The sequence below is a fragment of the Jannaschia marina genome (assembly GCF_013404595.1).
GTDB classification, from domain to species: domain Bacteria; phylum Pseudomonadota; class Alphaproteobacteria; order Rhodobacterales; family Rhodobacteraceae; genus Jannaschia; species Jannaschia marina.
In genome coordinates this window covers 1-24,018 of sequence record NZ_JABVAX010000009.1, presented here as the reverse complement: position 1 = coordinate 24,018, position 24,018 = coordinate 1, and the positions used below count along the sequence as shown (strand labels likewise).

Sequence of the window (24,018 nt, the reverse complement as noted above, 5' to 3'; positions counted from 1 at the left end):
CCGCCGGGACAATCCCGGCGGACAACTAAAATTGTATATATTTCCAGACCATATCGCCCCATTTCAGGCGCCAACCAACCCAACGGCCGACGCAGTCACCCGATACGACGAGGTATGATTTTCTCAGTACCGAGTCCTGCCATGCGTCTAGAACTTGACTACATCCGGGAGTTCCTCCGTGATACCAAGGGGGCGATTTCCGTTGACTACGTCGTGCTTGCCGGAGCCGTGACCGCGGTGGGGCTGGCAACGACGGACGTGATCGAATGGGGCATGCGCGCCCTTGCAAGTACGGTCGACTCGGAGCTGAAAGGCGAGGCTCCGGGCAGCGAGAACGGCCTGAGTTACAACAACGGCTTCGATAACACCGCCGCCGGCTGGACGGGTGCAGGTGTCACCGAGATCAACGGCATCGGCAATGTCCTCGGTCCCATCGAGAACACCGGTGGTCAGGCGGGCGTGAATCGCGACTTTACCATCGCCGACGATGTGGACCGCGCGACGTTCACATTCGACCTGCTGTCGATGGACAACTTCGACGGCGACACCGGGACCGTCTACGTCGACGACCAGGCGGTGGGCTCTGTCACGGTCTCGAATGGCACACCCGTCTTCACCGCGGCCGACAACCTCGAAGAGCGAGGGATCATCATTCGCTACACCGAGATCGACACCGGCGTGCAACTCGGCGGCGGCACCGATGTCGATGCCCGCTCGAACATCGCGATCACGGTGCGTAACGACGATCCCGACAACCCGCTGGGCAATGTGAACATCGGCTTCGGCTCGAATGCCACGGCTGGTGCCGACAACGAGTTCTTTGCCATCGACAATTTCCGGGCAACGGGTCTGGCCGGAGAAGGCTGAACGCCCTGCATGACCGCCAAAGGGCGGCACGGACATCTTTGGCCGGAGATCTACGAATCTCCGGCCGATTTTCGACTTGCAGACAGGATATCTGCCGCATAGGTGGCCCATATCGAACCGGCGCGGGCGTAGCTCAGGGGTAGAGCATAACCTTGCCAAGGTTAGGGTCGGGCGTTCGAATCGCCTCGCCCGCTCCAGTTCGATCATCCCGGCCATCCTGCCAAGCGACCGTTCGAGCGGCCCTCTGCAAGTCGGCCGTTTTTCCGCTCCGGCTCCCCGTTTTCCGCTTGCGGCCTCGCAGCGCATTTCCTAAATAGCCGCTACCGAAGAGGGCGGGCGTAGCTCAGGGGTAGAGCATAACCTTGCCAAGGTTAGGGTCGGGCGTTCGAATCGCCTCGCCCGCTCCAATTCGGCCAATGAAAAGCCCTCGACCGGACGGTCGGGGGCTTTTCGTTTGTTCCGCCGCGATCGCGGTCGTCAGCCGGCCAGCAGCATTCCCGTCCTCACGCGGGCCGTCGCCCGTGCCGTCGCACCGTAGGAGCCAAGATCCGTGCGAAGCTCGGGGCGGACGGCGAAGAGCCTTGCGCGGGCCGCCGCGTCGATCCCCTCGAGCCCTTCGGCGGCGGGCAGGAACGTCTCGGCCGGCGCGCCCTCGGCGAAGATGACCTGATGTGCGGGCGTCAGGAGGTGGTGGTAGGTGACGGTGCCCGGCCCCTCGGCCAGAACGAGGCGACCATCGACGAGCGCCTTGGCGGGCACCAGCACTTCCTCCTCGCCGAAGAGAAGCTGCGCGCGCCAGCCCGTCACCAGCATCCGGTGGTTCGGCGAGACACGCAAAGGTGCCGTGTTTCCAAGCGCGCCCGCACGGAACAGGATCGGAGCCATCTCGCGCCCGACGAGCCCCCTGCGCGCGCCGACCCATTCGAGAGGCTGCGGCCCGGCGTCGCCGGTCAGGACAAGATCGCCGGCGATCAGATCCTCCACTGCGCGGGGGCCGTCGGGCGTCGCGATGCGGGTACCGCTGGCGAAGCAGATAACGGACTCCATTTCAGAGAAGTCGACGACCGTGCCGTCGGTCAGCGTGGCCTCGCCGCCGAGCGACGGATCGTCGAAGTTGACCTCGCCCGAATCCCATAGACCGTTGAAATCGACGGTGTCGCCCGCCGTCTCGGAGGTCTCGCCCCCGGTCACCGTGATCGTCCCGCCGCCCGCATTGAGCGTGTCGACGAGGAACAGGTCGTCGTCCGCCCCGCCCGTTGCGACGTCGCCCACGCCGACGTTCAGGGTGTCGTCCCCTGCCCCGCCGGTCAGACTGTCGTTGCCGGCCCCGCCCGAGAGGGTGTCGGCACCCGCACCGCCGGAAATGGTATCGTCACCCGTGCCGCCCGTGATCGTATCCGCCCCGTCGCCTGCGACGACGTCGATGCCCGCCGTGTCGAACGTGGCATCCACCACATCGTCGAAGTCCGTCAGGATCAGCCGTTCGATGTTCGAGAAGGTGATCGTGCTCGTGCCGTCGGTGATCGTACCGGCCTCGTCGCCGGTGTAGGTGACGGTAACCGGGCCGGAGAGGCCAGAGAGGTCGATGACGTCATCGTCGGTGCCGCCTTCGCCCCCGTCGATGGTATCGTCGCCGAAGGTGCCGGTGACGTTGAACGTGTCGGCGTCGGCCCCGCCCGAGAGCACATCGGCCCCGGCACCCCCGTCGATCGTGTCGTCGCCCGAGCCCGCGCTTAAGGTATCGCCTCCGGAACCGCCGGTGAAGATGTCGTCGCCCGCGAAGGAGGCCACATCGACGCCGCCGGTCGACGCGCGGGCGTCGATCGTGTCGTCGGCCTGGGTTGTGTGGACCGTCTCGATCTGGCTGAAGGTGGTGGTCTGGCCGCGCAGCGTGCCGGTGCCCGCTTCGTCCGAGGAAAAGAGGATAAAGGCCGCATCGGCGGCATCGGCCTCATTTTCCCAGCTGATCGTGTCGCGGTCGTCCCCGGCCTCGCCGCCGATGACCGTCTGGTCGAAGTCGGAGGCCTCGGCAAAGAGGAAGTCCGCATCGGCCCCACCGTCGACGAGATTGGCACCTTCGGCGAAAGAGATGGAATCGTCGCCGGCCTCGCCGCGAAGCGTATCGTCGCCGGCCCCGCCGATCAGCGTGTCGTCGCCCGCGCCGGCAAAGATGTCCTCCGCCCCGCTGCCACCTGCGACGGAGTCGTCGAAATCGGTCAGGACGAAGCGCTCGATCTCCGAGAATTGCGCCGTGTCGGTGCCGTCGGTCGCGCTGCCCGCTTCCGGGCCGGAGAAGGTGACGGTGACCGCATCGCCCAGATCGGCGAAGTCGACGATATCGAGGTCGGTTCCGCCCTCCCCGCCGGTGAGCGTGTCGGCCCCGAATCCGTCGGCCATGTCGAAGGTGTCGGCGTCGTCGCCACCCGAGAGCGCATCGGCGTTGCCGGAGGAGACGATCGTATCGGAGCCGGTACCGCCGTCGACCGTCTCGGTGCCCGCGCCACCGGAGATGAGATCGTTGCCCGCCCCCCCGGTAACGAGGTTCGAGGTACCCTCGGCCCGGATCGTGTCGGCCCCGCCGTCGCCGGTCAGCACGCCGTTGCCGCCGGTGAACGTGATGCTGTCGGCCCCGCCGCCACCCCGCAGAGTGTCGTCGCCCTCGGAACCGGTCAGCGTGTCGTTGCCGCTCCCGCCCAGCAGGCTGTCGTTGCCGGCCTCGCCGTCGAGCACGTCATTGTTCGCACCGCCCGAGAGCGTATCGTCGCCCGACCCGCCCAGCAGGCTGTCGTTGCCGGTCCCGCCGTCCAGCGTGTCGTCGCCCGAGTCGCCGTCGAGCGTATCGTTTCCGGCACCCCCAAGAACGGTGTCGTTGTCGGACCCCGCGAAGACGCTGTCGTCGCCCGCGCCCGCGTCGATGCTGTCCGCGTTGCCCTGGGTCGAGACGGCATCGTAGTTGATGTCGGAGATGAACACCGCCTGCTGGGTGTTGCCGCCGTTGTCGTAGAGGATCTCGATCCGCTCGACCGGCCCCCCGATCGTAACGAAGATCGCGCCGTCCGCTTCGGACGGTTGATCGCTGTCGATCAGACCCGTGACAGTGTTCCCCGAGAGGGTGTCGTTGCCGAGGATCTCGATGTCGACGTCGATCTCGTTGCCCTCGACATCGAAGGCGCGGATCGTGACGATATCCTGGAAGTTGTTGCCCGCGTTGATGACGCCGTCGATGTCGGACACCACGAACTGGACATTGTGCACCTCGGTCGAGGTGCCCGGGTCGGCGCTGTCGAAGTCGATCGTCAGCAGCGTGTCCGTCGCCGTCCCGTTGGCGAAGAACCGGGCGTTCGACGTGGCCGAGAAGCCGCTGCCCGGGGGGACATAGACGTTCTCATCCGTCCCGCCGATGCCGTCGTCGTAGTTGGCGATGAATGTGGAGCCCGGAGGCGCGTCGGCGCTGAAGGTGACGAGGACGTCGCCGTTCGTCTGGCTGCCGCCCGCCGCGCCGGCAAGGTCGGCGTTGTCGCCGAAGCTCGACCAGGTGAAGGTCTCCTGGCTCGTCTCGCTGGTATAGAGGTCGTTGTTGTCGACGCGGTCGCCGTTCGGGTCACCCGTGTAGTCGCGGTCGATGACGTCGTTGCCCGCGGTACCCAGAACGGTGCCGTCGTTGTAGTCCTCGTAGGCGAAGCCCGTGCCCTCGCCTTCGGTCGGGGAGGCGTCGAAGGAGATGGTCTCGTAGGACCGCCCCTCGACCAGCGGGCTCGAGGAGATGGTGTAGTACTGGGCCCCGTTGTTGACGTTGAACGTCGTGACGGTGATCTCCTCGCCGGTGATCGTGTCACGGACGAGCCACGTCTCCTCGGCCTGGATCGAGGCATTCGTAGCCGAGAAGCCGCCGACCGTTACGTCAGTCGTCGCTGTCTCGGTGTTGTCGACGAGGAAGTCCTGCGCCGTGCCCCCGCCATTGTCGGTGAGGATTGCCGTTCCCGTCGCCTCGCCCGGCCCCGTCCAGGTGGCCGTGTTCCCTGCCGTCTGGCTCAGGATGCCGAAGGGGTCGGCAGCATAGAGACGGAAGGAAAAGGTGGGCATCGGAAAACGGTCACTTCTGCAGTGGCGCACCCGGAAACCGCAGGCGCGTGCTTCCGCGCATAGCCGCGAATTTCGTTCAAATTGTGACCGTTTGGCTGGGGCTCGCGGGAAACAGCATTTCAATCACGGTTTCGTTGCCGTCGAACCGGAAACGCCGCACACCGGCCTTTTCGGGGCCGCCCGCTCGGGCTAGAGAGCGCCCGATACGCCCCGAGACACCGGAGAGCCGCTATGCGCAAGGCCACGATCAGCCGCAAGACCGCCGAGACCGACATCACCGTCGAGATCGACCTCGACGGCATCGGCAGCTACGATAACCGGACCGGCGTCGGCTTCTTCGACCACATGCTCGACCAGCTCGCGCGCCACGCGCTCATCGACATGCGCGTGCGCTGCGACGGCGACACGCATATCGACGACCATCACACGGTCGAGGATGTGGGTATTGCGCTCGGACAGGCCCTGACCGAGGCCATGGGCGACAAGCGCGGGATCGTGCGCTACGGCTCCTGCCACCTGGCGATGGACGACGCGCTCGTGCGCGCGGCGCTGGACCTCTCGGGGCGGCCCTATCTCGCTTGGGACGTCGCCATGACCGCCCCGCAGATCAAGGATTTCGACACGGAGCTCGTGCGGGAGTTTTTCCAGGCAATCTCGACACATGGCGGCATCACGCTGCACATGGACGGACTGCGCGGCGTCAATTCGCACCACATCGCCGAGGCCGCCTTCAAGGCCTTCGCCCGGGCGCTTCGCGACGCACTCGAGACGGACCCGCGCAAGGCGGACGCGATCCCCTCGACCAAGGGCTCTTTGTAAGCTCATGCTTACGGTTCTCGTCGACTACGACAGCGGCAACCTGCACTCCGCCGAGAAGGCCTTCGAGCGCATGGCGCGGGAGGTGGACGCGGGGCAGGTTCTCGTGTCGCAACGCCCCGAAGACGTGGCCCGCGCAGATCGCGTCGTTCTTCCCGGTGATGGGGCCTTTCCCGCCTGCCGGCGCGGATTGCAGGGCTTCGCCGGTCTGGAGGAGGCCGTTCTGGACGCGGTGCGCAGCCGCGCCGTGCCCTTCCTCGGCATCTGTGTCGGAATGCAGATGCTCGCCACGGTGGGCCGCGAATACGAGGAAGTTCCGGGCTTCGACCTGATCGGCGGCGCGATCGAACGGATCGTGCCCGACGACCCGGGGCTCAAGGTCCCGCACATGGGCTGGAACGACCTGATCGTCACTGGCGCGCACCCCGTCCTCGACGGCGTTTCGACCGGGGATCACGCTTATTTTGTCCACTCCTACCAGATGGTTATGACGGACGTGTCCGACCGACTGGCCCATGTCGAATACGGCGGCGACGTCACCGCCATCGTCGCGCGTGACAACGTGGTGGGCACGCAGTTCCACCCGGAAAAGAGCCAGGCGACGGGCCTGCGGTTGATCGCCAACTTCCTGCGTTGGACGCCCTGAACGCGAAACGGCCCGCGCGAGGGCGCGGGCCGTGCTGTGCGAAAATTCTGTCTCGCCTACTGGATCTTGACCCAGTTCTGACGCGCGCAGATCAGGCCGCCGGCGACGCAGCCGCGCAGTGCCATTTGATTGCCGTTGAGGGCGATCTTGCCGACGTAGACCTTGTCGTTCGACGGCCGCCAGACCTGGCCCTCGTATTCGCCGCCGCCCTGCGCGGCCATGTTGCGCACGATCTGCTTGCCGATGTTGGGCGAGCGGTATTCGCCGTCCGAGTTGAACGTGCGGCTGATCGTACCGCAGAAGTTTCCCCCGCAGGGCGCGATCGTGACGTAGGCGAAGGAGCCGTCATCGACCTCCGTCTGCCAGACGCCCTCGATAGGGTCGGCGGAAGCGGCGGTGGCAAGCCCGATGCCGGCCACGAGTGTCAGGATGAAGCGTTTCATGTGGTATCCTCCCAGATATGCGCAGAGCCTGACCGTCCGGGGCGCGGCAAATCAAGCGTTACGTTTCGGCACGGGGTTTTCGCGCCGCGCCGGATGGGGCATGAGCCGGGCGAGACCCGCATCGGAGCCATGCCATGATCCTCTATCCCGCCATCGACCTGAAGGACGGCCAGGCCGTGCGCTTGCTCCACGGGGAAATGGAAAGCGCGACCGTCTTCAACGACGACCCGGCGGCGCAGGCGGCAGCTTTCGCCGCAGCCGGCTGCGAATGGATCCACCTCGTCGACCTGAACGGGGCCTTCGCGGGCAAGCCAGTGAACGCGGCCGCGGTCGAGGCGATCCTGTCGGGTGTCGACGTGCCCTGTCAGCTCGGCGGCGGCATCCGCGATCTTGCGACCATAGAAGCCTGGCTCGGCCGGGGACTGGCGCGGGTGATCCTCGGCACCGTGGCGGTGGAAGACCCCGGGCTCGTCCGCGAAGCGGCCCGCGCTTTCCCGGGTCAGGTCGCCGTCGGCATCGACGCGCGCAAGGGCCGTGTCGCGACGCGGGGCTGGGCCGAGGAGACGGACGTGATGGCGACGGACCTCGCCCGCCAGTTCGAGGACGCGGGCGTCGCGGCGATCATCTACACCGACATCAGCCGTGACGGCGCGATGGGTGGCCCGAACGTCGAGGCGACGGACGCACTGGCCCGTGCCGTGTCGATCCCGGTGATCGCTTCGGGCGGGGTGTCGTCTCTCGATGATCTCGAGGCATTGAAGGCCAGAGGCACGATCGCGGGAGCGATCTCGGGCCGTGCGCTGTACGACGGGGCGATCGACCTTCAGGTGGCTCTGGATCGTCTGGCCGACAAAGACCGGGGGCGCTGAAGGCACCCCCGGTTCGCTGGCTTTACTCTTCCGCGGCCTTCGCGGTCAGTTTCTCCAGCGCGCCCGCTGCCATCTTGACCGGCTCGCTTTCGAGATCCACGTCGAGGCCCGCGAACATCTCTTCGGGCGACTGCCAGCGGATCATCGTGCCCTCTTCGGTCTCATGCACGAGCACCCGCAGCGGAAGGACGAGGCCAGCCCCGAGATCCTGCTGCATGATCGGCGTGCCGACCTTGGGGTTGCCGAAGACCAGCAGCTGCGCCTCGGGCAGCTCCATGTCCACGTTCGCCGCCCCCGCGGCATGGTCGACACGCGCCATCACGGTGGCCCCGGCCCCTTCGACGGCGGCGACGAGGTTGTCCATCGTCTCGGTGACGGAATGGGGCGACGCGAGCGTGCCGGCGACGGCCGGCAGGGCGAGGGTCATGGCGGTGACGGCTCCAATGAGAGTGCGGAACATGGGTCTTCTCCTAAATGTCGTGGCGATGGACATAGCGTATACACGCGCCGCCGCACGTCACCCTTTCGTGAAATCCCGTCGCGCGGCGATGCCCCGCCGATCACCACTGCACTTGCTTCGACGGCGGAACCGCGCCAAACCGCGCCCATGCTGAAGACACGCATCATCCCCTGCCTCGACGTGGCCGATGGCCGGGTCGTCAAGGGCGTCAACTTCGTGGATCTCGTCGATGCCGGCGACCCGGTGGAATCGGCCCGCACCTACGATGCGGCGGGTGCGGACGAGCTCTGCTTCCTCGACATCCACGCCACGCACGAGAACCGCGGCACGATGTACGACCTGGCCACCCGCACCGCCGAGGCGTGCTTCATGCCGCTGACCATCGGGGGCGGCGTACGAACGGTGGACGACGTGCGAAACCTGCTGCTGGCGGGGGCGGACAAGGTCTCGTTCAACTCCGCCGCCGTGGCCGACCCCGACGTGCTGAGCCGCGCGGCCGACAAGTTCGGTAGCCAGTGCATCGTCTGCGCCATCGACGCCAAGACCGTGGCCCCCGGCAAATGGGAGATCTTCACCCACGGCGGGCGCAAGCCCACGGGCATCGACGCCGTCGCCTTCGCCCGCACGGCGATGGAAAAGGGCGCGGGCGAGATCCTGCTGACCTCGATGGACCGCGACGGCACCAAGGCCGGGTTCAACCTGCCCCTGACCCGCGCGGTCTCCGATGCGGTCACGATTCCCGTGATCGCATCGGGCGGTGTCGGCACGCTCGATCACCTCGTCGACGGGGTGCAGGAAGGCGGAGCGTCGGCCGTGCTGGCCGCGTCGATCTTCCACTTCGGCACCTACACGATCGCGGAGGCCAAGGCGCACATGGCGGCCGCGGGCATTCCGATGCGGATGGAGTAAGCTATGAGCGATAGCCTGGACCGCCTCTGGCGAACCATCGAGGCCCGGCGCGAGGTCGATCCGGACGAAAGCTGGACGGCGAAGCTCTTGTCAAAGGGGCCGGAAAAGTGCGCCGAAAAGTTCGGGGAAGAGGCCGTCGAGGCGGTGATCGAGGCGGTCAAGGGCGACCGCGCGGCGCTGACCCGCGAGGCGGCGGACGTGCTCTATCATCTCTGCATCATGCTCGCATCGCGCGAGGTGACACTCGACGATGTCTATGCAGAGCTCGACCGGCGGGCCGGACAATCCGGGCTGATCGAAAAGGCGAACCGGGACGCGTGATCCCCTCACCGGCGTCATCTATGTTTTTTGACATACTTCTGGCACAGAAGGCGGCTTATTTCGCTCTCTCATCCGGTGGCCCGATACGAAACAAGGCGACACCACAGGTTCGCACCATGCGGGTCGCCTTGCCTGTCCCTGCGATAACCAACCTGCAAACAGGTCACCACCGAGACGGCATGACCCTATAAGCATTGGGCGTTTGGCGTCTATACCCCGCACGGGGGTTTTCCGCTTTTCAACCTTAAGATGAAATATGGACTCACAACCCGGAAGCGCGCGTGACACCGGAGCCGGGTCGACCTCACATCTATATCATATGTCGCACGACATATTTTTTACGTAAGGTTCTGGTATGTAAAACTGTCTTTGCGTCAGAGCCTCGAACTGATGACACCCGTATTGAACCCTCCACGTCGCAACTCGCCGAAGAGGCGCTGATGCTCGATCTTCGGACAACGGTCCTGGATCAGAATGACGCCCGCCGCCGCACAGAGGCGCTCGGCCTCGGGACTGCGCAGACCGAGCTGGAGCCATACGCACTTCAGACCGGACAGCGCGGCGAGTCCCTCCTCGACGATCCCCGGCACGGCATCCGGGCGACGGAAGACATCGAGCACGTCGACCGGTCGACCGATCTCCGCGACGGACCCCACGAAAGGCTCGCCAAAAAGCTCCGTCCCGATATGGGCGGGATGCACCGGGATGACCGTATAACCACGGCGTGACAGGTAGCGACCCACGAAGTTGCTCGGCCGCACGGGATCGGGGGAAAGCCCGACGCAGGCGAAGCTGCGAGCCCCTATCAGGACCTGGCGCAGGAGCGTATCGGAAGGTGCCACAGTCATCGTCTCATGGGATGACAAAAAAAGGCCCGCGACAAGCGCGGGCCAAGGCGTGGAACGAGGGACAGTGAACAGATGGCAGGAGTTCCAGCTCTGCCGTCTTCAGACATGTAGGAAACGCCCGGGCCTCAAAGAAGTTCCGTTCACGGTTTTGTTTTCACGCCGGTACCTGAATGCCGAGCCGTCATCCCGTTCGCTCAGTCGAAGATGTCCTCGACCACGTCCTCGATCTCGTCGAAGAGCCGCTTCATGAGGCTCTTGCGCTTCTTCGGCCGTTTCGGCTTGCGCATCTTGTGCGGCTTCGGGTCCGGCGCGTGCCGGGCCACCGCGCGCGCCTGGGCCGGGCGCAGCGGCTTCATGTCGCGCAGGGGTGCCCCGCAGGAGCCGCAGACGAGCGTATGGTCCCCCATCCGCAGCGCCGACCGGCGGCCGCAATAGCAGCATGTGGCGAGTTTCTCAGGCATCCCGGCCGTCTCCCCCGGTCAGCGCGAAGAGCGACACGGCGGCCGCGTTCGAGACGTTGAGCGAGCCGAAGGTCCCCGCCGCGTCGATGCGCACCATCCGGTCGCAAAGCCCGCGCGTCCGCTCGCGCAGGCCCGGCCCTTCAGCCCCGAGGACGATGGCAGTCGGTATATCCGCGAGCCCGGGCGCGGCCGCGGAGAGCGTCTCGGGGGCCTCGCCGTCGAGACCGACGAGTGCGTATCCCATCTCGCGGAGCCGTTCCATCGTGTCGCCGAGGTTGCCGACCCGCAGATAGGGCTGCCGTTCGAGCGCGCCCGAGGCAGTCTTGGCGAGCGCCCCGGTCTCGGGCGCGGAATGGCGTGCGGGGGCGACGACCGCGCGCGCCCCGAAGACCTCGGCCGAGCGAAGGATCGCTCCGATGTTGTGCGGGTCCGTTACCCGGTCGAGGAGGACGAGCCGTGGGGCCTGCCCCGCGCCGGGGCGGGCCAGATCCTCGATGCGGCCCCAGTCGAGCGGCCTGACCTCGAGCGCGGCCCCCTGATGCACGGACCCGGGGTCGAGCGGCACCGGAAACTTGCGTGGGTCGACGACTTCGGGCTCCATGTCCGAGGCCGTCACGACCTCGCCCAAGCGATCCATCGCGTTGCGCGTCAGCACGAGGCGCAGGCGTTGCCGCATCGGGTTCGCGAGCGCGTCGCGCACCGCGTGCAACCCGAAGAGCCAGACCGTCGCGCGTGCGGCCGCGCGGCGCTCCTGCTCCTTCCGGACAATCCGTTTCGGCTTCTGCGCCATGGTCTTTCCCCGTTCGAGATCGAGCCCTTATCGCGTGCAACGAAAGTCGCCACAACACCGCTTGACCCCACCCGGCACCACGGTTATCCCCGCCGCCAGTGGGCGACAGGCCGCAAGGTGTGGCAGGGGACTGTAACTCCCTCGAGGCGACTCACGCCTGGTTCGATTCCAGGGTCGCCCACCATTTTCCATTTCAGTTTAAAATCAGGGCAACGGGCCGCGCGGTCCGGTGCATTGCGGTGCATGTCGGACCCCGCCCGATGTGATGGATTGACTTATCCGAGTAATCCAGTCAGGATTTCTACAACGTCCAGCTACCCCGCCCGGCGGGCAAGCCCGACATTCCCGGATGCGAGGCTTCTTCGATGTTGCAGACGACCGACACCCCCCCCGCCGAGCGAGACAACCGGCCCGCCCGCGAGGCGGCTGAAAACCTGCCGACCTACGCCGCGCGGGATCTGACGCGCAACGGCGACCTGGCGCGGATCGTTCTGCGCGATCAGGCCTACACCCTGCGGATCACGCGGGCGGGCAAGCTGATCCTGACCAAATGACCGACCGGCAGAAGGGCCGTGGCGGGGCGGCAGTGGGCGTGTTGAGCGATCTCGACGCGGTGGAGGCGGCTGCGGTCCTCTACCTGCGGCTCTGGTGCGACGGCCCCGAGGCTCAGGCGCAGGTCTGGGACGACTTCCGGCGCACGCTCGGCCCGGATCACGGTCGCCGGGCGCTCAAGTCATTCGAGACGCTCTGCGGCCTCTGCACGCGGCACGGGCGCCGACCGCTGATGCGCCATTCACTGCGTTGCGCCTGTGTCGGGGCCGACGAATCCTGCTTCGCGACCTTCATCGCCACGGCGAGCGGCGGCGAGCGCGAGGATGCGATGTTGATCGCCACGCTCCTGGTCCGGGCCGACGTCGCACCTCTCGTCGCCGCGCTTGCGAGCGACGTCGGTCTGGCCTTCCGTCGGATGAACCTGAAAGACCCGCGTGCGCAGATGCCGGAGCCGCACGAGACGCTCCACTGACACGCGCTCGGAGACCGATTGTTGCATCCGCACCGCAATCGCCCCCGCTTTGCCGTCCGGCCCCCCGAAACGGGGTATGTCACGCCGAAAAACCGGTGCTACCGTGCCCGCACTAAAAAGTAAGGGACGGTTTCCATGTTCAGTAAATTGCTTTCCGCCGGGGCGCTCGCCTTCGGCCTTTCCCTCGTTGCCGGTGCGGCGGCCGCATGCCCGGATGTCCGGCAAAACGGCGCGACCGGACGCTACACGGGGCAACAACTCTACGACCCGAAGTTCTTCAACGTCACGGCGGGCGGCAACCATAGCCTGCAGCGCAACTGTCGTCGGATCTACAACAGCCTGCGCTCCGACCGGGGCGAAGGGTACTTCCCGGTCCGCCCCGATTTCACCCTGCAGACGCCCGGACTTCAGGGTTTCAAGCTGGTGATCTCGGTGGTGTCGGAATGCGACTCCACGCTGCTCATCAACACGCCGGCCGGCAACTGGTACTACGACGACGACGACAACGGGAACCTGGATGCGCGGATCGACCTGACGTCGCCCTCGTCTGGCATCCTCGACATCTGGGTCGGCACCGTCGACGGAGAATACTGCAACGCGCAGCTGCGTCTCGAAACGTTCTAAAGCGCGGGCTTCAGCCGATTTCAGCGACCTGCGGGCGGGGCGACGTGCCCCGCTCGCCAGGCTGGAACCCGGTTGCATCGCCGAGGAATATGCCAAGCTTGTTGTAGCGCGGCACCGCGTCGCAGACGACCTTCACCACGATCAGGAGCGGCACGGCCACGACCATGCCCATGACGGACCAGATCCAGGCGAAGAAAGCGACCGACAGGAAGACCATCGTGACGTTCAGGCGCAGGCGCTGCCCCACCAGGGCGGGCGTGACGAGCTGACCCTCGATGGCCGTGAGCGCGTAGTAGGTCGCCAGTACGGCAAGGGCCGTCCAGGTATCCGCGAAAGCCACGAAGGCGATGACGCCCGCGACGAGCGCCCCGATCACGGCCCCGACGAAGGGCACGAAATTCAAAACCGTCGCCATGCAGCCCACGAGCCAGGGTGACGGCAGATCCCACATCCACATCGCCGCTCCGATGACGAGGCCGAGGACGATGTTGATGAGGGTGATCGCGCCGAGGTAGTTGCCCAGCCGCGCCTCGATCGTGCGGACCATCATCAGCGTCGTCTTCTTGTCCTCGAAACGGTCGGCGACCTGCAACGCCTTCTGGATGAAAAGATCACCGGACGCGACGAGAAAGAAGAGCAGGCAGAGGGCGAAGACCACCTGACCGAGCAGGCCCGGTGCGACCGAAGCGACCGAGGCGGCGATGCTGCTATTGCTGACGACCTGCACCCGGACGGGCGCTTCTCCGGGTTCGCCCATCACCTGATCGGTTGCCTGCGCGGCACGGTTGAACGCCTCGAACGGACCGCCCGGAGCGGAGAGCGTGGCGAAGAAGCTGTCTATGAGATCGGGGATGTCGGTGACGAACTGCGAGATCGGATCGCTGAGCGCCATCGCCCCGAGCGTCAGGACGACGCCGATGAGGGCCGTGAAGATACCAGCCGCCACGGGGGACGGGATGCCGACGCGCGCAAGCGCGCGCCGCGGGGCGTTCAGTATGAAGTAGCCGAGAACCGCCGTGGTCACCGGGATCAGGAACTCGGATGCGAAGATGAGCGCATGGACGAGCAACAGGACGAAGATGCCCGTGACCGGCACGAGGAGCGGATTGCGGCCCTTTCGTACCCCCGGCCGCGCCGATGGCAGCTCGCGATCACCGGACATCGCCGAGCTCGTCTGCCTTGGTGGCCCCGCGGTGACCGAGCGGCTCGCGCGTGCCGGTTGTCGTATCCCGCGCCGTCTGCGCCTCGAGCTCGGCGTTGATCTCGGCCCCGAGCAGGATCACGAAGGCCGAGAGCCACATCCATGTCAGCAGGACGATGACGCCGCCGATCGACCCGAAGGTCTCATTGTAGGAGCCGAAGGTCTGGACGTAGAGGGAGAACCCGATGGAGGCGACGAGCCAGAGCCCCGACGCCAGAAGCGCGCCGGGCCAGAGCCAGCGCCACTGCGCCCGTGCCCGATCGGGGCCCCAACGGTAGAATGCCATGAGCCCGCCGATGAAAATGAGCGCCAGCGGCACGTAGGCCACGAGCTGGATCAGGCGTTCGAGGCCCGGGGTGAAGGCAACGATCGACAAGGCGACGGGCACCGCGACGATCAACATGGCCGAGAGAATGAGCCCCACGATCATGGCCAGCGTCATCGCAATCGTGCGCAGCTTCAGCGCGACGAAGCCACGCGTCTCCTCCTCTCCGTAGGCGACGTTGAGCCCCTGGACGAGACTGCCCTCGCCGGCGGACGCCGACCAGAGGGCGAGGCCAAGGCCGAAGACGAGGCCCAGCGTCAGGCCGCTCTGATCGCCCCCCGTCACGTCGCGCGCCTGATCGAGAAGGATGCGGCTCACGTCGGGCGGCACGACCCGCGCCGCACCTTCGAGCACGGCCACGACCTCGGCCGGCTGATAAAGCAGCCCGGTCAGCGACATGAGCGCGGTGATGGCGGGGAACACGGCAAGAAGACCGTAGAAGGCGACGCCCGCCGCGATCAGCAAAAGGCGGTCCGATGCGATCCGGTCCTTCAGCCGCGCGCCGACGTCAAGCAGACCGGCTTTCGGAACGCCCGTCGGCGTTGCGGCGTCCCGCCCCCGGCCCGGCTCGACGGCGATCGCGTCGGCGGTGGTCACCGGCACGCGGCTCATGCGGGAGCAAACTCGCCCGTGGGGGCACCGAGATGCTCCCGGAGCAGCGCGACGTTTCGGCGATTGCCCTTGAAGCCGATGTCGAAAATATCGCCGATCACCGGAACGAGCCCGATGAGCCAGTCGATCCCGATATTCCCCAGCATCCGTGCCGTCGTGGCGTTCGAGGCGCCGAGCGATCGGCCCTCGGCCACGATATAGGCCGCCGGCGCAAGCGCGGCGACGTCTCCGATGCCCGGGATGAACCCCAGGATCGCGTCCCAGCCGAAGCGGATCTCCGTAAAGGGCACACGGAATTGACTGTCGAGTTTGTCGGCCAGTTGCTCGAGCCGCGCAAGCCGCGCGTCGATGTCGGATGTGGTGCGGCGATCTGTCATGCAAGGTAGACGCATGAGAGGGCCGGCGGGTTCCCTGCCCCGCACCCTGCGGCTACGGTCGTGCAACATGTCGGGGAGGACAGCATGGACAAGACATTCGAGGGCCAGGTGGCCGTGGTGACCGGGGGCGCACAGGGCATCGGGGAAGCCGTGGTGACCCGATTGATCGCGCAGGGCGCGCGGGTCGCAAGCTGGGACGCGAACGCGGAGCGCAACGCGGCGACCTCCACGCGTACCGGCGCGCTCGCCGTGGCGTGCGACGTGTCCGACTACGCCTCGGTCGAAGTGGCGCTGTCGCAGACCGTCGACGCCCTCGGAACCCCGGCCGTCCTCGTCAATTCGGCCGGGATCGCGGGGCCGAATGCCCCGGTCGCCGACTACGACCTCGACGACTGGGCCCGGATCGTCGCGATCAACCTGACGGGCACCTTCCACGTCAACCGCGCAGTGGTGCCGGGGATGCGGGCCGAAGGCTACGGCCGCATCCTCAACATCGCCTCCATCGCGGGCAAGGAGGGCAACCCGAACGCCTGCGCCTATTCCGCGTCGAAGGCGGGGGTCATCGGTTTCACCAAATCGCTCGGCAAGGAGCTCGCCGACCTCGACATCGCGGTCAACTGCGTCACGCCGGCCGCCGCGCGCACGCCGATCTTCGACCAGATGAGCGCCGAGCACATCGAGTACATGCTCTCCAAGATCCCCCGGGGCCGCTTCCTCGAAGTGGAGGAGGCGGCGGAGATGATCGTCTGGGCGGTGTCACCCGCCAACAGCTTCACCACCGGGGCCGTCTTCGACCTCTCGGGCGGGCGCGCGACCTATTAGGCCGTCGCCTCCGACCGTCGCGCCAGCACCTGCATCGCCAGGACAGGAGACAGCAGGGCCGCGCCGATCAGGAAGGTCGTCAACCCCGGCGCGATGAAGAGAAGCGCGACGAGCCCCGTATAGATCCGCTGCCACATCGGCATCCGGGCGAGCAGGTAGCCGGTGAAGGCGATCCCGAGCGCCCCGATCCCCATAGCCGCCCCGGCCAGCGTGACGGTGAAGGCCGGCCAGCTGAAGCCCTCCGCCACCAGAAGGAGCGCGGGCGAATAGACGAAGACGAAGGGAACGAGCGCCTTGGCGATTCCGAGGCGGAAGGCGGTGTTTCCCGTCGTGAACGGGTTCGAACCCGCGATGCCCGCGGCCGCATAGGCGGCGAGCGCGACGGGCGGCGTGATATCGGCAAGCACGCCGTAGTAGAAAACGAAGAAGTGCGCGACGATGGGCTCGACGCCCAGGATCTGGAACGCACCCGCCGTCACCGACACGAGGATGATATAGGTCGCCGTGGTCGGCACCCCTGCCCCCATCACGATGCAGGCGATCGCGACGAGGACGAGACTGAAGAAGAGAGACCATTGCTGCAGGTCGAAGATATTGGCGAGCGGCAGAGCCGAGACGAAGCCCGCGATGTCGTTTGCCGTGGTGATGACGATGGAACCCACGCGGAACCCGGAGCCGGTCAGGGTAACGACACCGACGATGATGCCTACGCATGCCGCGGCGGCACCGATGGCGATCGTGCCCCGCGCGCCCGAGGCCAGCGCCTCCAGAAGCGCCTTCGGTCCGAAGAGGTCGCCCGGCACCGGGGCCCCCTTCGCCTTGGCCTCGGCCCGCGCGATGCCGTTCTGCATGAAGCCCACGACCACGCAGGCGATGATCGCGTAGACGGCGGCATAGCTCGGCGTGCGCCCGTCGAGGATCATGTAGATGAGCACGACAAGCGGCGCGATCGTCAGCCAACCCGAACGCAGGACCCGCAGAAGCTGCGGCATCTCGGATGCCGAGAGCCCTCGGAGGCCCAGCTTCTTGGCCTCGAGGTGCACCATCACGAAGATGCCGAAATAGTGCAGTAGCGCGGGGAAGAGCGCGGCCGCGAGAATATCGCGCAGCGGGATGTTGAGGTAGTCGACCATGATGAAGGCCGCGGCCCCCATGACCGGCGGCGTGATCTGACCGCCCGTCGAGGCCGTAGCCTCGGTCGCCGCCGCGAACTCTCTCGGGTAGCCCACGCGCTTCATCGCCGGGATCGTGAGCGCGCCGGTCGTCACCGTGTTGCCGATGGAGGAACCTGAAATGGAGCCCATGAAGGCCGAGGAGACGATCGCCACCTTGGCCGGTCCGCCCGAAAAGCGGCCCGCGATGACAGAGGCAAGATCGATGAAGAGCTGGCCCAGACCGATCCGCGTGGCGAGCGCGCCGAAGACGACGAAGAGGAAGACGTATTTCGCCATCGCACCGATGGCGACGCCGTAGATGCCCTGGTTCGTCATGTAGATGTGATTGATGAAGCCGAGCCAGCTCGTCCCCCCGTGCTTGAGCGCGCCGGGCGCGAATTGCCCGTAGAGTGCAAAGAGGATGAAGACGATCGCAATGATCGGCAGGGTCGGCCCGATGGAACGGCGCGCGACCTCGAGCGTGATGAGAAGAAGCGCCGAGCCCATGAAGATCTCGAGCGTGCCGGGGTTGCCCACGCGTTGCGCCACGATCTCCGGCGAAAGAAGCGGCAGGTAGAGCGCAGCGCCCACGGCGAGCACCGCCATGAGGATGTCGAAAAGACTGACACCGTCGAAGGCCCACCAGGCGCGGGGCGGCGCGGCGTCGGCGGACGGACGCCGCCACGAGAAAAGGAGGAAGCCGAGGCCCAGCACGAAGGCGAGATGGATGCCGAAGTGCAGAAGTTCCCGGATGAGGGCGAAGCCCGCGGCGTAGAAGTGGTAGATCGACATCGCGGCAAGGGCCGCGAAGATAACGCCGCCCATGATCGGGCCAGTCGGGCGGAACGCGGTCTCCGGGTCGAACCTGCGCTCGATGGCTGCCAGCTCTTCGGGGCTCAACTCACGTGCGGGCGCGGGATCGTTGTCGGTCTTGGTCATGGGGCCCTCGGGCGAATGGTGCGTAGGGCCAAGGGACGGCAGGGCCCGGTGTGAGACCGGGGGCGGCACGATGGTCGCCCCCGGCGATCGGTCGATCTACTCCGTCAGGATGCCGGCTTCGCGGTAGAAGCGCTCGGCCCCCGGATGCAGCGGCACGCCGACACCGTCGAGCGCGGTCTCCGCGGTGATCGCGGCCCCTTTCGCATGGCCCACGTCGAGGAGCTTGCGGCTCTCCTCGTTCCAGAGCGCCTTGGTGATGTTGTAGATCAGCTCTTCGTCGGCGTTGGCGGAGGTCAACCACTGCGCCCCGACCGAAATGGTTCCCGCGCCCGCGACGCCTTCATAGGTCCCTTCGGGGATCTCGGACGCCGCGAAGAAGGCGTATTCATCGGTCAGCGCGGCGGCGACGTCGCCGTCGATCGGCACGATCTTGATATCGGCGGCGGAGGCCAGCTCCACGACGGCCCCGGTCGGGTAGCCGGCGACGGCGAAGAAGGCGTCGATCTGCCCGTTGCGCAACGCCTCTGCGGCGGCGGCCCCCTTGAGCGCCTCGACGGTGATGTCGTCCTGGCTGAGGCCGCCGGCCTCGAGGATCAGGTTCGCGTCGACATAGGTGCCTGAACCCGGCTCATCGAGCGAAACGCGCTTGCCGGCGAGGTCAGCGACGCCGTCGATGCCGCTGTCGGCCAGGGCGACGAGATGGATGTGCTCCTCGAAGAGCGCCGCGATCGTGCGCAGGTCTTCCGCAGGTTCCTCGCCCTCGCGCGTCCCGGTGCCGGTGTAGGCCCAATAGGCCACGTCCGACTGTGCGAAACCGCTGTCGCGCAGGCCCGAGAGGATGGCGTTGATGTTGTCGACCGATCCGCGCGACGACACCGCCGAGGCGATCAGCCCGTCGACCCCGCAGGAGCCGCCCTCGCCGCACTCGCGCGAGCCCGGGGGCTTCGAGATGGCATTCGCGATCACGCCGCCGACGGGATAGTAGGTAAAGGACGTACCGCCCGTCCCGATGGTGAAGAAGGTGAGATCCTGCGCGCTCGCCGCGCCGCCGAGGCCGAGCGCGACGGTCGCGGAGAGAACCGCGGTCTTGAGTGTCTTGAGCATTTTCCATCTCCCTGAGGTCGGGGCAGTCGCCCCCAATGGTCCGACCGTGACGCAGGGGCACGGCATTGGCAACCGGCTCCGCCATCCGTCGCGTTGACGCTCCGGCACCGTCCCGCGATGGTGGTACGACACCGGTGGGGAGAATGACGATGGCGGATAGCAACACGGCCCGGAAGATCCTTGCGATCGGGCTCGGGTCGATGGGCTACGGCATGGCGCGGTCGGCGGTGCGGGGCGGCCACATGGTCTGGGGTCAGGACGTCAACGCGGCACAGGTCTCCCGCTTCGCCGAAGAGGGCGGTGCCACCGAACCGGTGCCGCACGGCGATCTCGAAGCTGTGGTCGTCACGGTGCTGAACGCTGCACAGACCGAGGAGGTGCTCTTCGGCCCCGACGGCGTCGTGCCGCGGATGCGCGCGGGGGCCGCGGTGATGTCCTGCGCGACGGTGCCGCCCGACTTCGCGCGCGCCATGGCCACCCGCTGCGGCGAGCACGACGTCCTCTACCTCGACGCCCCGATCTCCGGCGGCGCGGCGAAGGCGGCGGAGGGGCGTCTGTCGATCATGGCCTCGGGAGAGCCCGCGGCCTTTTCTGCCCTGCGCCCCGTCCTCGACAGCCTGGCAGAGACCGTGTTCGAACTGGGCGACGCCGCCGGCACGGGCAGCGCGATGAAGGCCGTCAATCAGCTACTGGCCGGGGTTCATATCGCCGCCATGGCCGAGGCCCTGACCTTCGGCATAACACAGGGGGTCGCGCCGCAAGACTTCCTCGATGTCATCAGCAAATGCGCGGGCACGAGCTGGATGCTGGAAAACCGCGCGCCGCATGTCGTGACGGGCGACTACACGCCGCTGAGCTCCGTCAACATCTGGCCGAAGGACCTCGGAATCGTCCTCGACATCGCGCGCGCATCAAATTTCGGCGCGCCGCTGACCGCCGCCGCGCTGCAACAGTTCGTCGCGGCCGCAGGCATGGGCCTCGGTCAAGAGGACGATGCGGCGGTCGCGAAGGTCTATGCCCGCAATGCCGGGTTGCGACTGCCCGGCGAGGATTGAGCATCTTGGCCACTAGCGCCCCACTCTGTCCGGAGATCGCCGGGTCAGGCACTACCATGACGGTCGATGCGGGAAACCTGTGGTGCGCTCCACCGAGAATTGTTCGAACTCTGAGCGGGGTGTTTCGAGCGGGTTCGCCGGTGGGGATTTCGCCTCGGTAGCGCTCGACGGCGACGCCGACCTCGACGCGGTGTTTGCCGAGCTGGAACGATGGGAAGTAATCCTTCGTCCGCATGCCGATGAGCTTCGGAGGCTCGTGCCATGAGCGGGGTGGGTGAGCAGAAGAGACGGCCCGCCCCGTTCTCGCTGCGCCTGACGGTAACGGAACGGGCGGCGTTCGAGCGCAAGGCCGGGGATATGGCGCTCGGGGCTTACATCAAATCGGTGGTCTTGGCCGATGAGGCTCCAAAGGTTCGCAAGAGTCCCAAGCCGCCCGTTGCCGAAACCCAGCTTTTGGCGGAAGTGCTGGCCCGGTTGGGGCAATCAGGAACAGCGCGCAATCTGGCGCAGATCGCCGATGGCATCCAGCGAGGAACGCTCGTCGTCGATGAGGAGCTGGAGGACGATCTGAAGCGAGCCATTGCCGAAGTGGCGTGGATGCGCGTGACGCTGATGCGGGCGCTTGGCGTCAAACCATGATCCTCAAGGCGTCGCAACGCGCGGGCGCGGTGGCGCTCGCCGATCATCTGATGAACGACCGCGACAACGATCATGTCACGCTGGGTGAGATACGGGGTTTCGTGGCTGGTGATCTGCACGGGGGCTTGAGAGAAGCACATGCAATCTCGAAGGCCACGCGCTGCACGCAATATCTCTTTCAGGTCAGCCTAAACCCGCCACAGGACGCCCGTGTCGATGAGCACGCCTTCTATGAGGCCGCAGACCGGATCGAAGCCAAGCTCGGATTGGAAGGCCAACCCCGCGCGGTCGTCTTCCATGAAAAGGAAGGCCGCAGGCATGCGCATGTGGTGTGGTCGCGCATCGATGCCGACAGCCTGACGGCGATCAACCTGCCCCATTTCAGGACGAAGCTGCGCGACGTGGCGCGGGAACTGTATCTCGATCATGGCTGGGCTTTGCCGGATGGTCTCGCCACTTACGGCAATCGCAATCCGCTCAACTTCACGCTGGAGGAATGGCAACAGGCCAAACGGCTCAGCCTCGACCCCAGGGAGATCAAACAGGCCTTCCGGGACGCCTGGGCGCGCTCGGATGATGCGAAGTCGCTGACGCATGCCCTAGAGGAGCGGGGCTATTACCTGGCCAAGGGAGACCGGCGCGGGATTGTTGCGGTCGGGCTCGATGGCTCGGTCTTCGCCTTCGGGCGCTGGGCAGGGCTCAAAGCGCGAGAGGTGAAAGCCAAGCTTCCCGATCCGTCGATCCTACCCTCGGTGGATGAGCGTCAGGATGATCTCCGCCGCAGGCTGAATGAGCAGGCCCTTGGCTATATCTCGACCATCAATGCGAAGCATGCCAAAGCGCTTGCTCCGCTGATCTTGCGCCGGGAGGTGATGTCGAAGGCGCAGAGGGAAGAGCGCGCCGCGCTTCGGGCCAGACAGGCGGAGCGATGGCGGCATGAGACCGCCGAGCGCATGGCGAAGCTCAATGGCGGCATGCGGGGCCTGTTCGACCGGCTGACTGGCAAGGCCAAGCAGCAACGCCTTACTAATGAGAAAGACGCCTGGGCCTGCGCGCGACGGGATCAGACGCAACGCGACGACCTCATCGCCGCGCAGATAAAGGACCGGCGAGTGCTTCAGCATCGCTTCAAGCTGCTGCGCGATGGACAGGCCCGCGACCGCAAGGCGCTGGCCCAAGATATCACCCGGTATCTCCGGCGATCTGACGCCGAAAGAGACATGGCTCTTCAGAGGGAGACGAGACGGCGCGATCGGGGTTTCGATCTATCGAGATAGCGTCACGGAGATGTGCGCTCCGTTATCACCTGGGAAGCGTTCGCAGTAGCATCGTAATTCAGTGTTGCTGAGATCAACCCTGGTGTCGAAAGAATCCAGTGATGGAAGCATGGCTTGGGTATCTACACTCTCTGCTCCAGTCGCCCTTTCGCATAATTCATCGACAATATCTCGAAACACCTCTAGCGCCGCATGGCCATCGAACTTATCAAGAAATCTTGCCGTCAGCTTCAGTTCAGTGACGACACCCTTTCGACCGGTCAAGTAGAAGGCACAATTTGATGGCACCAGATGCTCATCAAGATCAACATAGCCCGAATTAGCCCAATGATCCTCACCAGCCCCTCGATGATAGTCATTCGTTCTAAGTCCATAGTCTGCAAGAAAGTCCCTCGCAAGATAAGGACTCCAACCCTCATCAGGTGAGACATCGGGTGGGTCTTCTTTCTCTCGCAATGACTGGAGGATGTCGAAGATAATCGTATCTACGTCATCAAGCTCTTTCGCTTGGAGATGAAACTGGCGCACTGCACGACGAAGAAGCCATGGTCTCGCCATAAAAATCAGAAAGAAACGCTTGCGCGCATAATTTTTGAGCTCCGCTGATTGATAATTCTTCTGATTGATCGCAATACGCGCACTCTCAATATGAGAATAGCAATACCAAATATAGAAGATTGGAATTGATCCAACTGCGAGAAACCCCGGAAGAACGAAGTTTCTCCCCGTGGCTGTTGTAAAGAAGTCTTCTGGATCAGATATGATCTGTTCAACTGAGTTCCACAGGATAAAGACACCGATTGCCAACAAGACAATCTCAAAAAGAGTTTTGGCCGGCGCATGACTTTCCTCGCGCCCTGCCACTGCAATAAGCGCAGCTAAGAGCATAAGCACTGGAAGGAGAATGATCTCGACGACAAGTGAGAACGAATACGCAACGACTACAAACTCAAATGCTCCCGCAACTGCAAAAACCTTGAAAAATATATTACGAAAGTAGCCATCGCCTTCCTTAGCGGAAATTGCATTTGCAGAAAGAACGCACCCAGAAGTCAGAAGCCAGAGTATTGTCGAGATCGTTTGATCGAACGCCCATAGGCCAGTCTGCTTGAGCATGGCGGCAATCAGAGCAGTGTTGATGCTTAGAGATATGAACCATAGAACTAGCTTCCATTGAAGAGCTGCTCGAATAACATCAATCAAGCCTGCGCGCAGGTCCTTGATGGCGAGAACTGTGAGGTGCTCCCTGGAAATTGGACGCTGACGGGAGCTACGATCTGAGGTCATCTTGGTCTTCGAGAAGGAGACGGACGAGATGGCGAAGAGGAAGCGGCACGCGGCCGCGTTCAAGG

The 24,018-nt window shown here is 65.5% G+C and carries 25 protein-coding genes and 3 tRNA genes; 16 read left to right on the top strand and 12 right to left on the bottom strand.

Going from position 1 to position 24,018, the window contains the following annotated elements:
• Window positions 1-141 precede the first annotated feature (141 nt).
• The 3 genes from HSX43_RS14315 (at window position 142) to HSX43_RS14305 (ending at window position 1,274) form a co-directional block, all read left to right on the top strand.
• Complete coding sequence (locus HSX43_RS14315) at window positions 142-867, top strand: hypothetical protein (RefSeq protein WP_179380832.1); 726 nt, start codon at window positions 142-144, stop codon at window positions 865-867.
• A 122-nt stretch (window positions 868-989) separates the two neighbouring features.
• Window positions 990-1,064: transfer RNA gene (locus HSX43_RS14310), tRNA-Gly, on the top strand.
• Window positions 1,065-1,199: 135 nt separating this feature from the next.
• Window positions 1,200-1,274: transfer RNA gene (locus HSX43_RS14305), tRNA-Gly, on the top strand.
• 70 nt (window positions 1,275-1,344) lie between these two features.
• Here the strand turns inward: HSX43_RS14305 and HSX43_RS14300 are convergent.
• Complete coding sequence (locus tag HSX43_RS14300) at window positions 1,345-4,950, bottom strand: Hint domain-containing protein (protein WP_179380831.1); 3,606 nt, start codon at window positions 4,948-4,950, stop codon at window positions 1,345-1,347.
• Between the two features lie 231 nt (window positions 4,951-5,181).
• Between HSX43_RS14300 and hisB the strand changes: the two genes are divergently transcribed.
• The gene (hisB, locus tag HSX43_RS14295; RefSeq protein ID WP_179380830.1) at window positions 5,182-5,769 is read left to right on the top strand and encodes an imidazoleglycerol-phosphate dehydratase HisB; all 588 of its coding nucleotides are present in this window, start codon (window positions 5,182-5,184) and stop codon (window positions 5,767-5,769) included.
• A gap of 4 nt (window positions 5,770-5,773) precedes the next feature.
• A complete protein-coding gene (gene hisH / locus HSX43_RS14290; RefSeq protein WP_179380829.1) occupies window positions 5,774-6,412 on the top strand; it encodes an imidazole glycerol phosphate synthase subunit HisH in 639 nt (212 codons plus the stop codon).
• 56 nt (window positions 6,413-6,468) lie between these two features.
• Here the strand turns inward: hisH and HSX43_RS14285 are convergent, their stop codons facing one another.
• Window positions 6,469-6,855, bottom strand: coding sequence for a DUF2147 domain-containing protein (locus tag HSX43_RS14285; protein ID WP_179380828.1), 387 nt, complete (start codon window positions 6,853-6,855; stop codon window positions 6,469-6,471).
• Window positions 6,856-6,989: 134 nt separating this feature from the next.
• On the opposite strand from HSX43_RS14285, the gene hisA reads away from it, so the two are divergent.
• On the top strand, window positions 6,990-7,724 hold the full coding sequence (hisA, locus tag HSX43_RS14280) for a 1-(5-phosphoribosyl)-5-[(5-phosphoribosylamino)methylideneamino]imidazole-4-carboxamide isomerase (RefSeq protein WP_179380827.1): 735 nt from the start codon (window positions 6,990-6,992) through the stop codon (window positions 7,722-7,724).
• Window positions 7,725-7,746: 22 nt separating this feature from the next.
• Here the strand turns inward: hisA and HSX43_RS14275 are convergent, their stop codons facing one another.
• Window positions 7,747-8,184 (bottom strand): DUF302 domain-containing protein, encoded by a 438-nt coding sequence (locus tag HSX43_RS14275; protein WP_179380826.1) that lies wholly within the window; start codon window positions 8,182-8,184, stop codon window positions 7,747-7,749.
• 147 nt (window positions 8,185-8,331) lie between these two features.
• On the opposite strand from HSX43_RS14275, the gene hisF reads away from it, so the two are divergent.
• Window positions 8,332-9,093 (top strand): imidazole glycerol phosphate synthase subunit HisF, encoded by a 762-nt coding sequence (hisF, locus tag HSX43_RS14270; RefSeq protein ID WP_179380825.1) that lies wholly within the window; start codon window positions 8,332-8,334, stop codon window positions 9,091-9,093.
• A gap of 3 nt (window positions 9,094-9,096) precedes the next feature.
• Window positions 9,097-9,414 carry a phosphoribosyl-ATP diphosphatase gene (locus HSX43_RS14265; RefSeq protein WP_179380824.1) on the top strand — a complete coding sequence of 106 codons (318 nt, stop codon included), beginning with the start codon at window positions 9,097-9,099 and terminating at the stop codon, window positions 9,412-9,414.
• Window positions 9,415-9,788: 374 nt separating this feature from the next.
• Here the strand turns inward: HSX43_RS14265 and HSX43_RS14260 are convergent, their stop codons facing one another.
• The 3 genes from HSX43_RS14260 to rlmB form a co-directional block, all read right to left on the bottom strand.
• Window positions 9,789-10,262 carry a CoA-binding protein gene (locus HSX43_RS14260; RefSeq protein ID WP_179380823.1) on the bottom strand — a complete coding sequence of 158 codons (474 nt, stop codon included), beginning with the start codon at window positions 10,260-10,262 and terminating at the stop codon, window positions 9,789-9,791.
• Window positions 10,263-10,456: 194 nt separating this feature from the next.
• The gene (locus HSX43_RS14255) at window positions 10,457-10,723 is read right to left on the bottom strand and encodes a hypothetical protein (protein WP_179380822.1); all 267 of its coding nucleotides are present in this window, start codon (window positions 10,721-10,723) and stop codon (window positions 10,457-10,459) included.
• Window positions 10,716-11,513 carry a 23S rRNA (guanosine(2251)-2'-O)-methyltransferase RlmB gene (rlmB, locus tag HSX43_RS14250; protein ID WP_179380821.1) on the bottom strand — a complete coding sequence of 266 codons (798 nt, stop codon included), beginning with the start codon at window positions 11,511-11,513 and terminating at the stop codon, window positions 10,716-10,718. The genes HSX43_RS14255 and rlmB overlap by 8 nt, the downstream gene beginning before the upstream one ends.
• A 100-nt stretch (window positions 11,514-11,613) precedes the next feature.
• Between rlmB and HSX43_RS14245 the strand changes: the two genes are divergently transcribed.
• The 4 genes from HSX43_RS14245 (at window position 11,614) to HSX43_RS14230 (ending at window position 13,161) form a co-directional block, all read left to right on the top strand.
• Window positions 11,614-11,697: transfer RNA gene (locus tag HSX43_RS14245), tRNA-Tyr, on the top strand.
• A 181-nt stretch (window positions 11,698-11,878) separates the two neighbouring features.
• Entirely contained in the window at window positions 11,879-12,067 is a 189-nt protein-coding gene (gene hemP / locus HSX43_RS14240) for a hemin uptake protein HemP (protein ID WP_179380820.1), read from the top strand.
• Entirely contained in the window at window positions 12,064-12,537 is a 474-nt protein-coding gene (locus HSX43_RS14235; RefSeq protein WP_179380819.1) for a hypothetical protein, read from the top strand. Before hemP ends, HSX43_RS14235 begins: the two co-directional genes overlap by 4 nt.
• Window positions 12,538-12,672: 135 nt before the next feature.
• Window positions 12,673-13,161: a hypothetical protein gene (locus HSX43_RS14230; protein WP_179380818.1), complete on the top strand. Its 489-nt coding sequence runs from the start codon at window positions 12,673-12,675 to the stop codon at window positions 13,159-13,161.
• A gap of 10 nt (window positions 13,162-13,171) precedes the next feature.
• On the opposite strand, the gene HSX43_RS14225 is transcribed toward HSX43_RS14230, so the two are convergent.
• The 3 genes from HSX43_RS14225 to HSX43_RS14215 are packed head-to-tail and all read right to left on the bottom strand — an operon-like array spanning window position 13,172 to window position 15,676.
• Window positions 13,172-14,323, bottom strand: a complete 1,152-nt coding sequence (locus HSX43_RS14225) for an AI-2E family transporter (RefSeq protein ID WP_179380817.1) — start codon at window positions 14,321-14,323, stop codon at window positions 13,172-13,174.
• A complete protein-coding gene (locus HSX43_RS14220) occupies window positions 14,313-15,299 on the bottom strand; it encodes a YihY/virulence factor BrkB family protein (RefSeq protein WP_179380816.1) in 987 nt (328 codons plus the stop codon). The genes HSX43_RS14225 and HSX43_RS14220 overlap by 11 nt, the downstream gene beginning before the upstream one ends.
• On the bottom strand, window positions 15,296-15,676 hold the full coding sequence (locus HSX43_RS14215) for a DUF4112 domain-containing protein (protein ID WP_179380815.1): 381 nt from the start codon (window positions 15,674-15,676) through the stop codon (window positions 15,296-15,298). The genes HSX43_RS14220 and HSX43_RS14215 overlap by 4 nt, the downstream gene beginning before the upstream one ends.
• A gap of 84 nt (window positions 15,677-15,760) precedes the next feature.
• On the opposite strand from HSX43_RS14215, the gene HSX43_RS14210 reads away from it, so the two are divergent.
• On the top strand, window positions 15,761-16,498 hold the full coding sequence (locus HSX43_RS14210; RefSeq protein ID WP_179380814.1) for an SDR family NAD(P)-dependent oxidoreductase: 738 nt from the start codon (window positions 15,761-15,763) through the stop codon (window positions 16,496-16,498).
• Here HSX43_RS14210 and HSX43_RS14205 read toward each other — a convergent pair.
• A complete protein-coding gene (locus tag HSX43_RS14205; protein ID WP_179380813.1) occupies window positions 16,495-18,591 on the bottom strand; it encodes a TRAP transporter permease in 2,097 nt (698 codons plus the stop codon). The genes HSX43_RS14210 and HSX43_RS14205 overlap by 4 nt on opposite strands.
• A gap of 96 nt (window positions 18,592-18,687) precedes the next feature.
• Window positions 18,688-19,695 carry a TAXI family TRAP transporter solute-binding subunit gene (locus HSX43_RS14200; protein ID WP_179380812.1) on the bottom strand — a complete coding sequence of 336 codons (1,008 nt, stop codon included), beginning with the start codon at window positions 19,693-19,695 and terminating at the stop codon, window positions 18,688-18,690.
• A gap of 143 nt (window positions 19,696-19,838) precedes the next feature.
• Between HSX43_RS14200 and ltnD the strand changes: the two genes are divergently transcribed.
• From ltnD to HSX43_RS14185, 3 genes are all read left to right on the top strand, one after another.
• Window positions 19,839-20,750, top strand: a complete 912-nt coding sequence (ltnD, locus tag HSX43_RS14195; protein ID WP_407929381.1) for an L-threonate dehydrogenase — start codon at window positions 19,839-19,841, stop codon at window positions 20,748-20,750.
• Window positions 20,751-21,011: 261 nt separating this feature from the next.
• Window positions 21,012-21,389: a hypothetical protein gene (locus HSX43_RS14190; RefSeq protein ID WP_235962668.1), complete on the top strand. Its 378-nt coding sequence runs from the start codon at window positions 21,012-21,014 to the stop codon at window positions 21,387-21,389.
• Window positions 21,386-22,666, top strand: a complete 1,281-nt coding sequence (locus HSX43_RS14185; protein ID WP_179380810.1) for a relaxase/mobilization nuclease domain-containing protein — start codon at window positions 21,386-21,388, stop codon at window positions 22,664-22,666. Before HSX43_RS14190 ends, HSX43_RS14185 begins: the two co-directional genes overlap by 4 nt.
• On the opposite strand, the gene HSX43_RS14180 is transcribed toward HSX43_RS14185, so the two are convergent.
• The coding region (locus HSX43_RS14180; RefSeq protein WP_208454614.1) for a hypothetical protein at window positions 22,655-24,018 on the bottom strand (1,364 nt) is incomplete at its 5' end. The two genes, HSX43_RS14185 and HSX43_RS14180, sit on opposite strands and share 12 nt — an antisense overlap.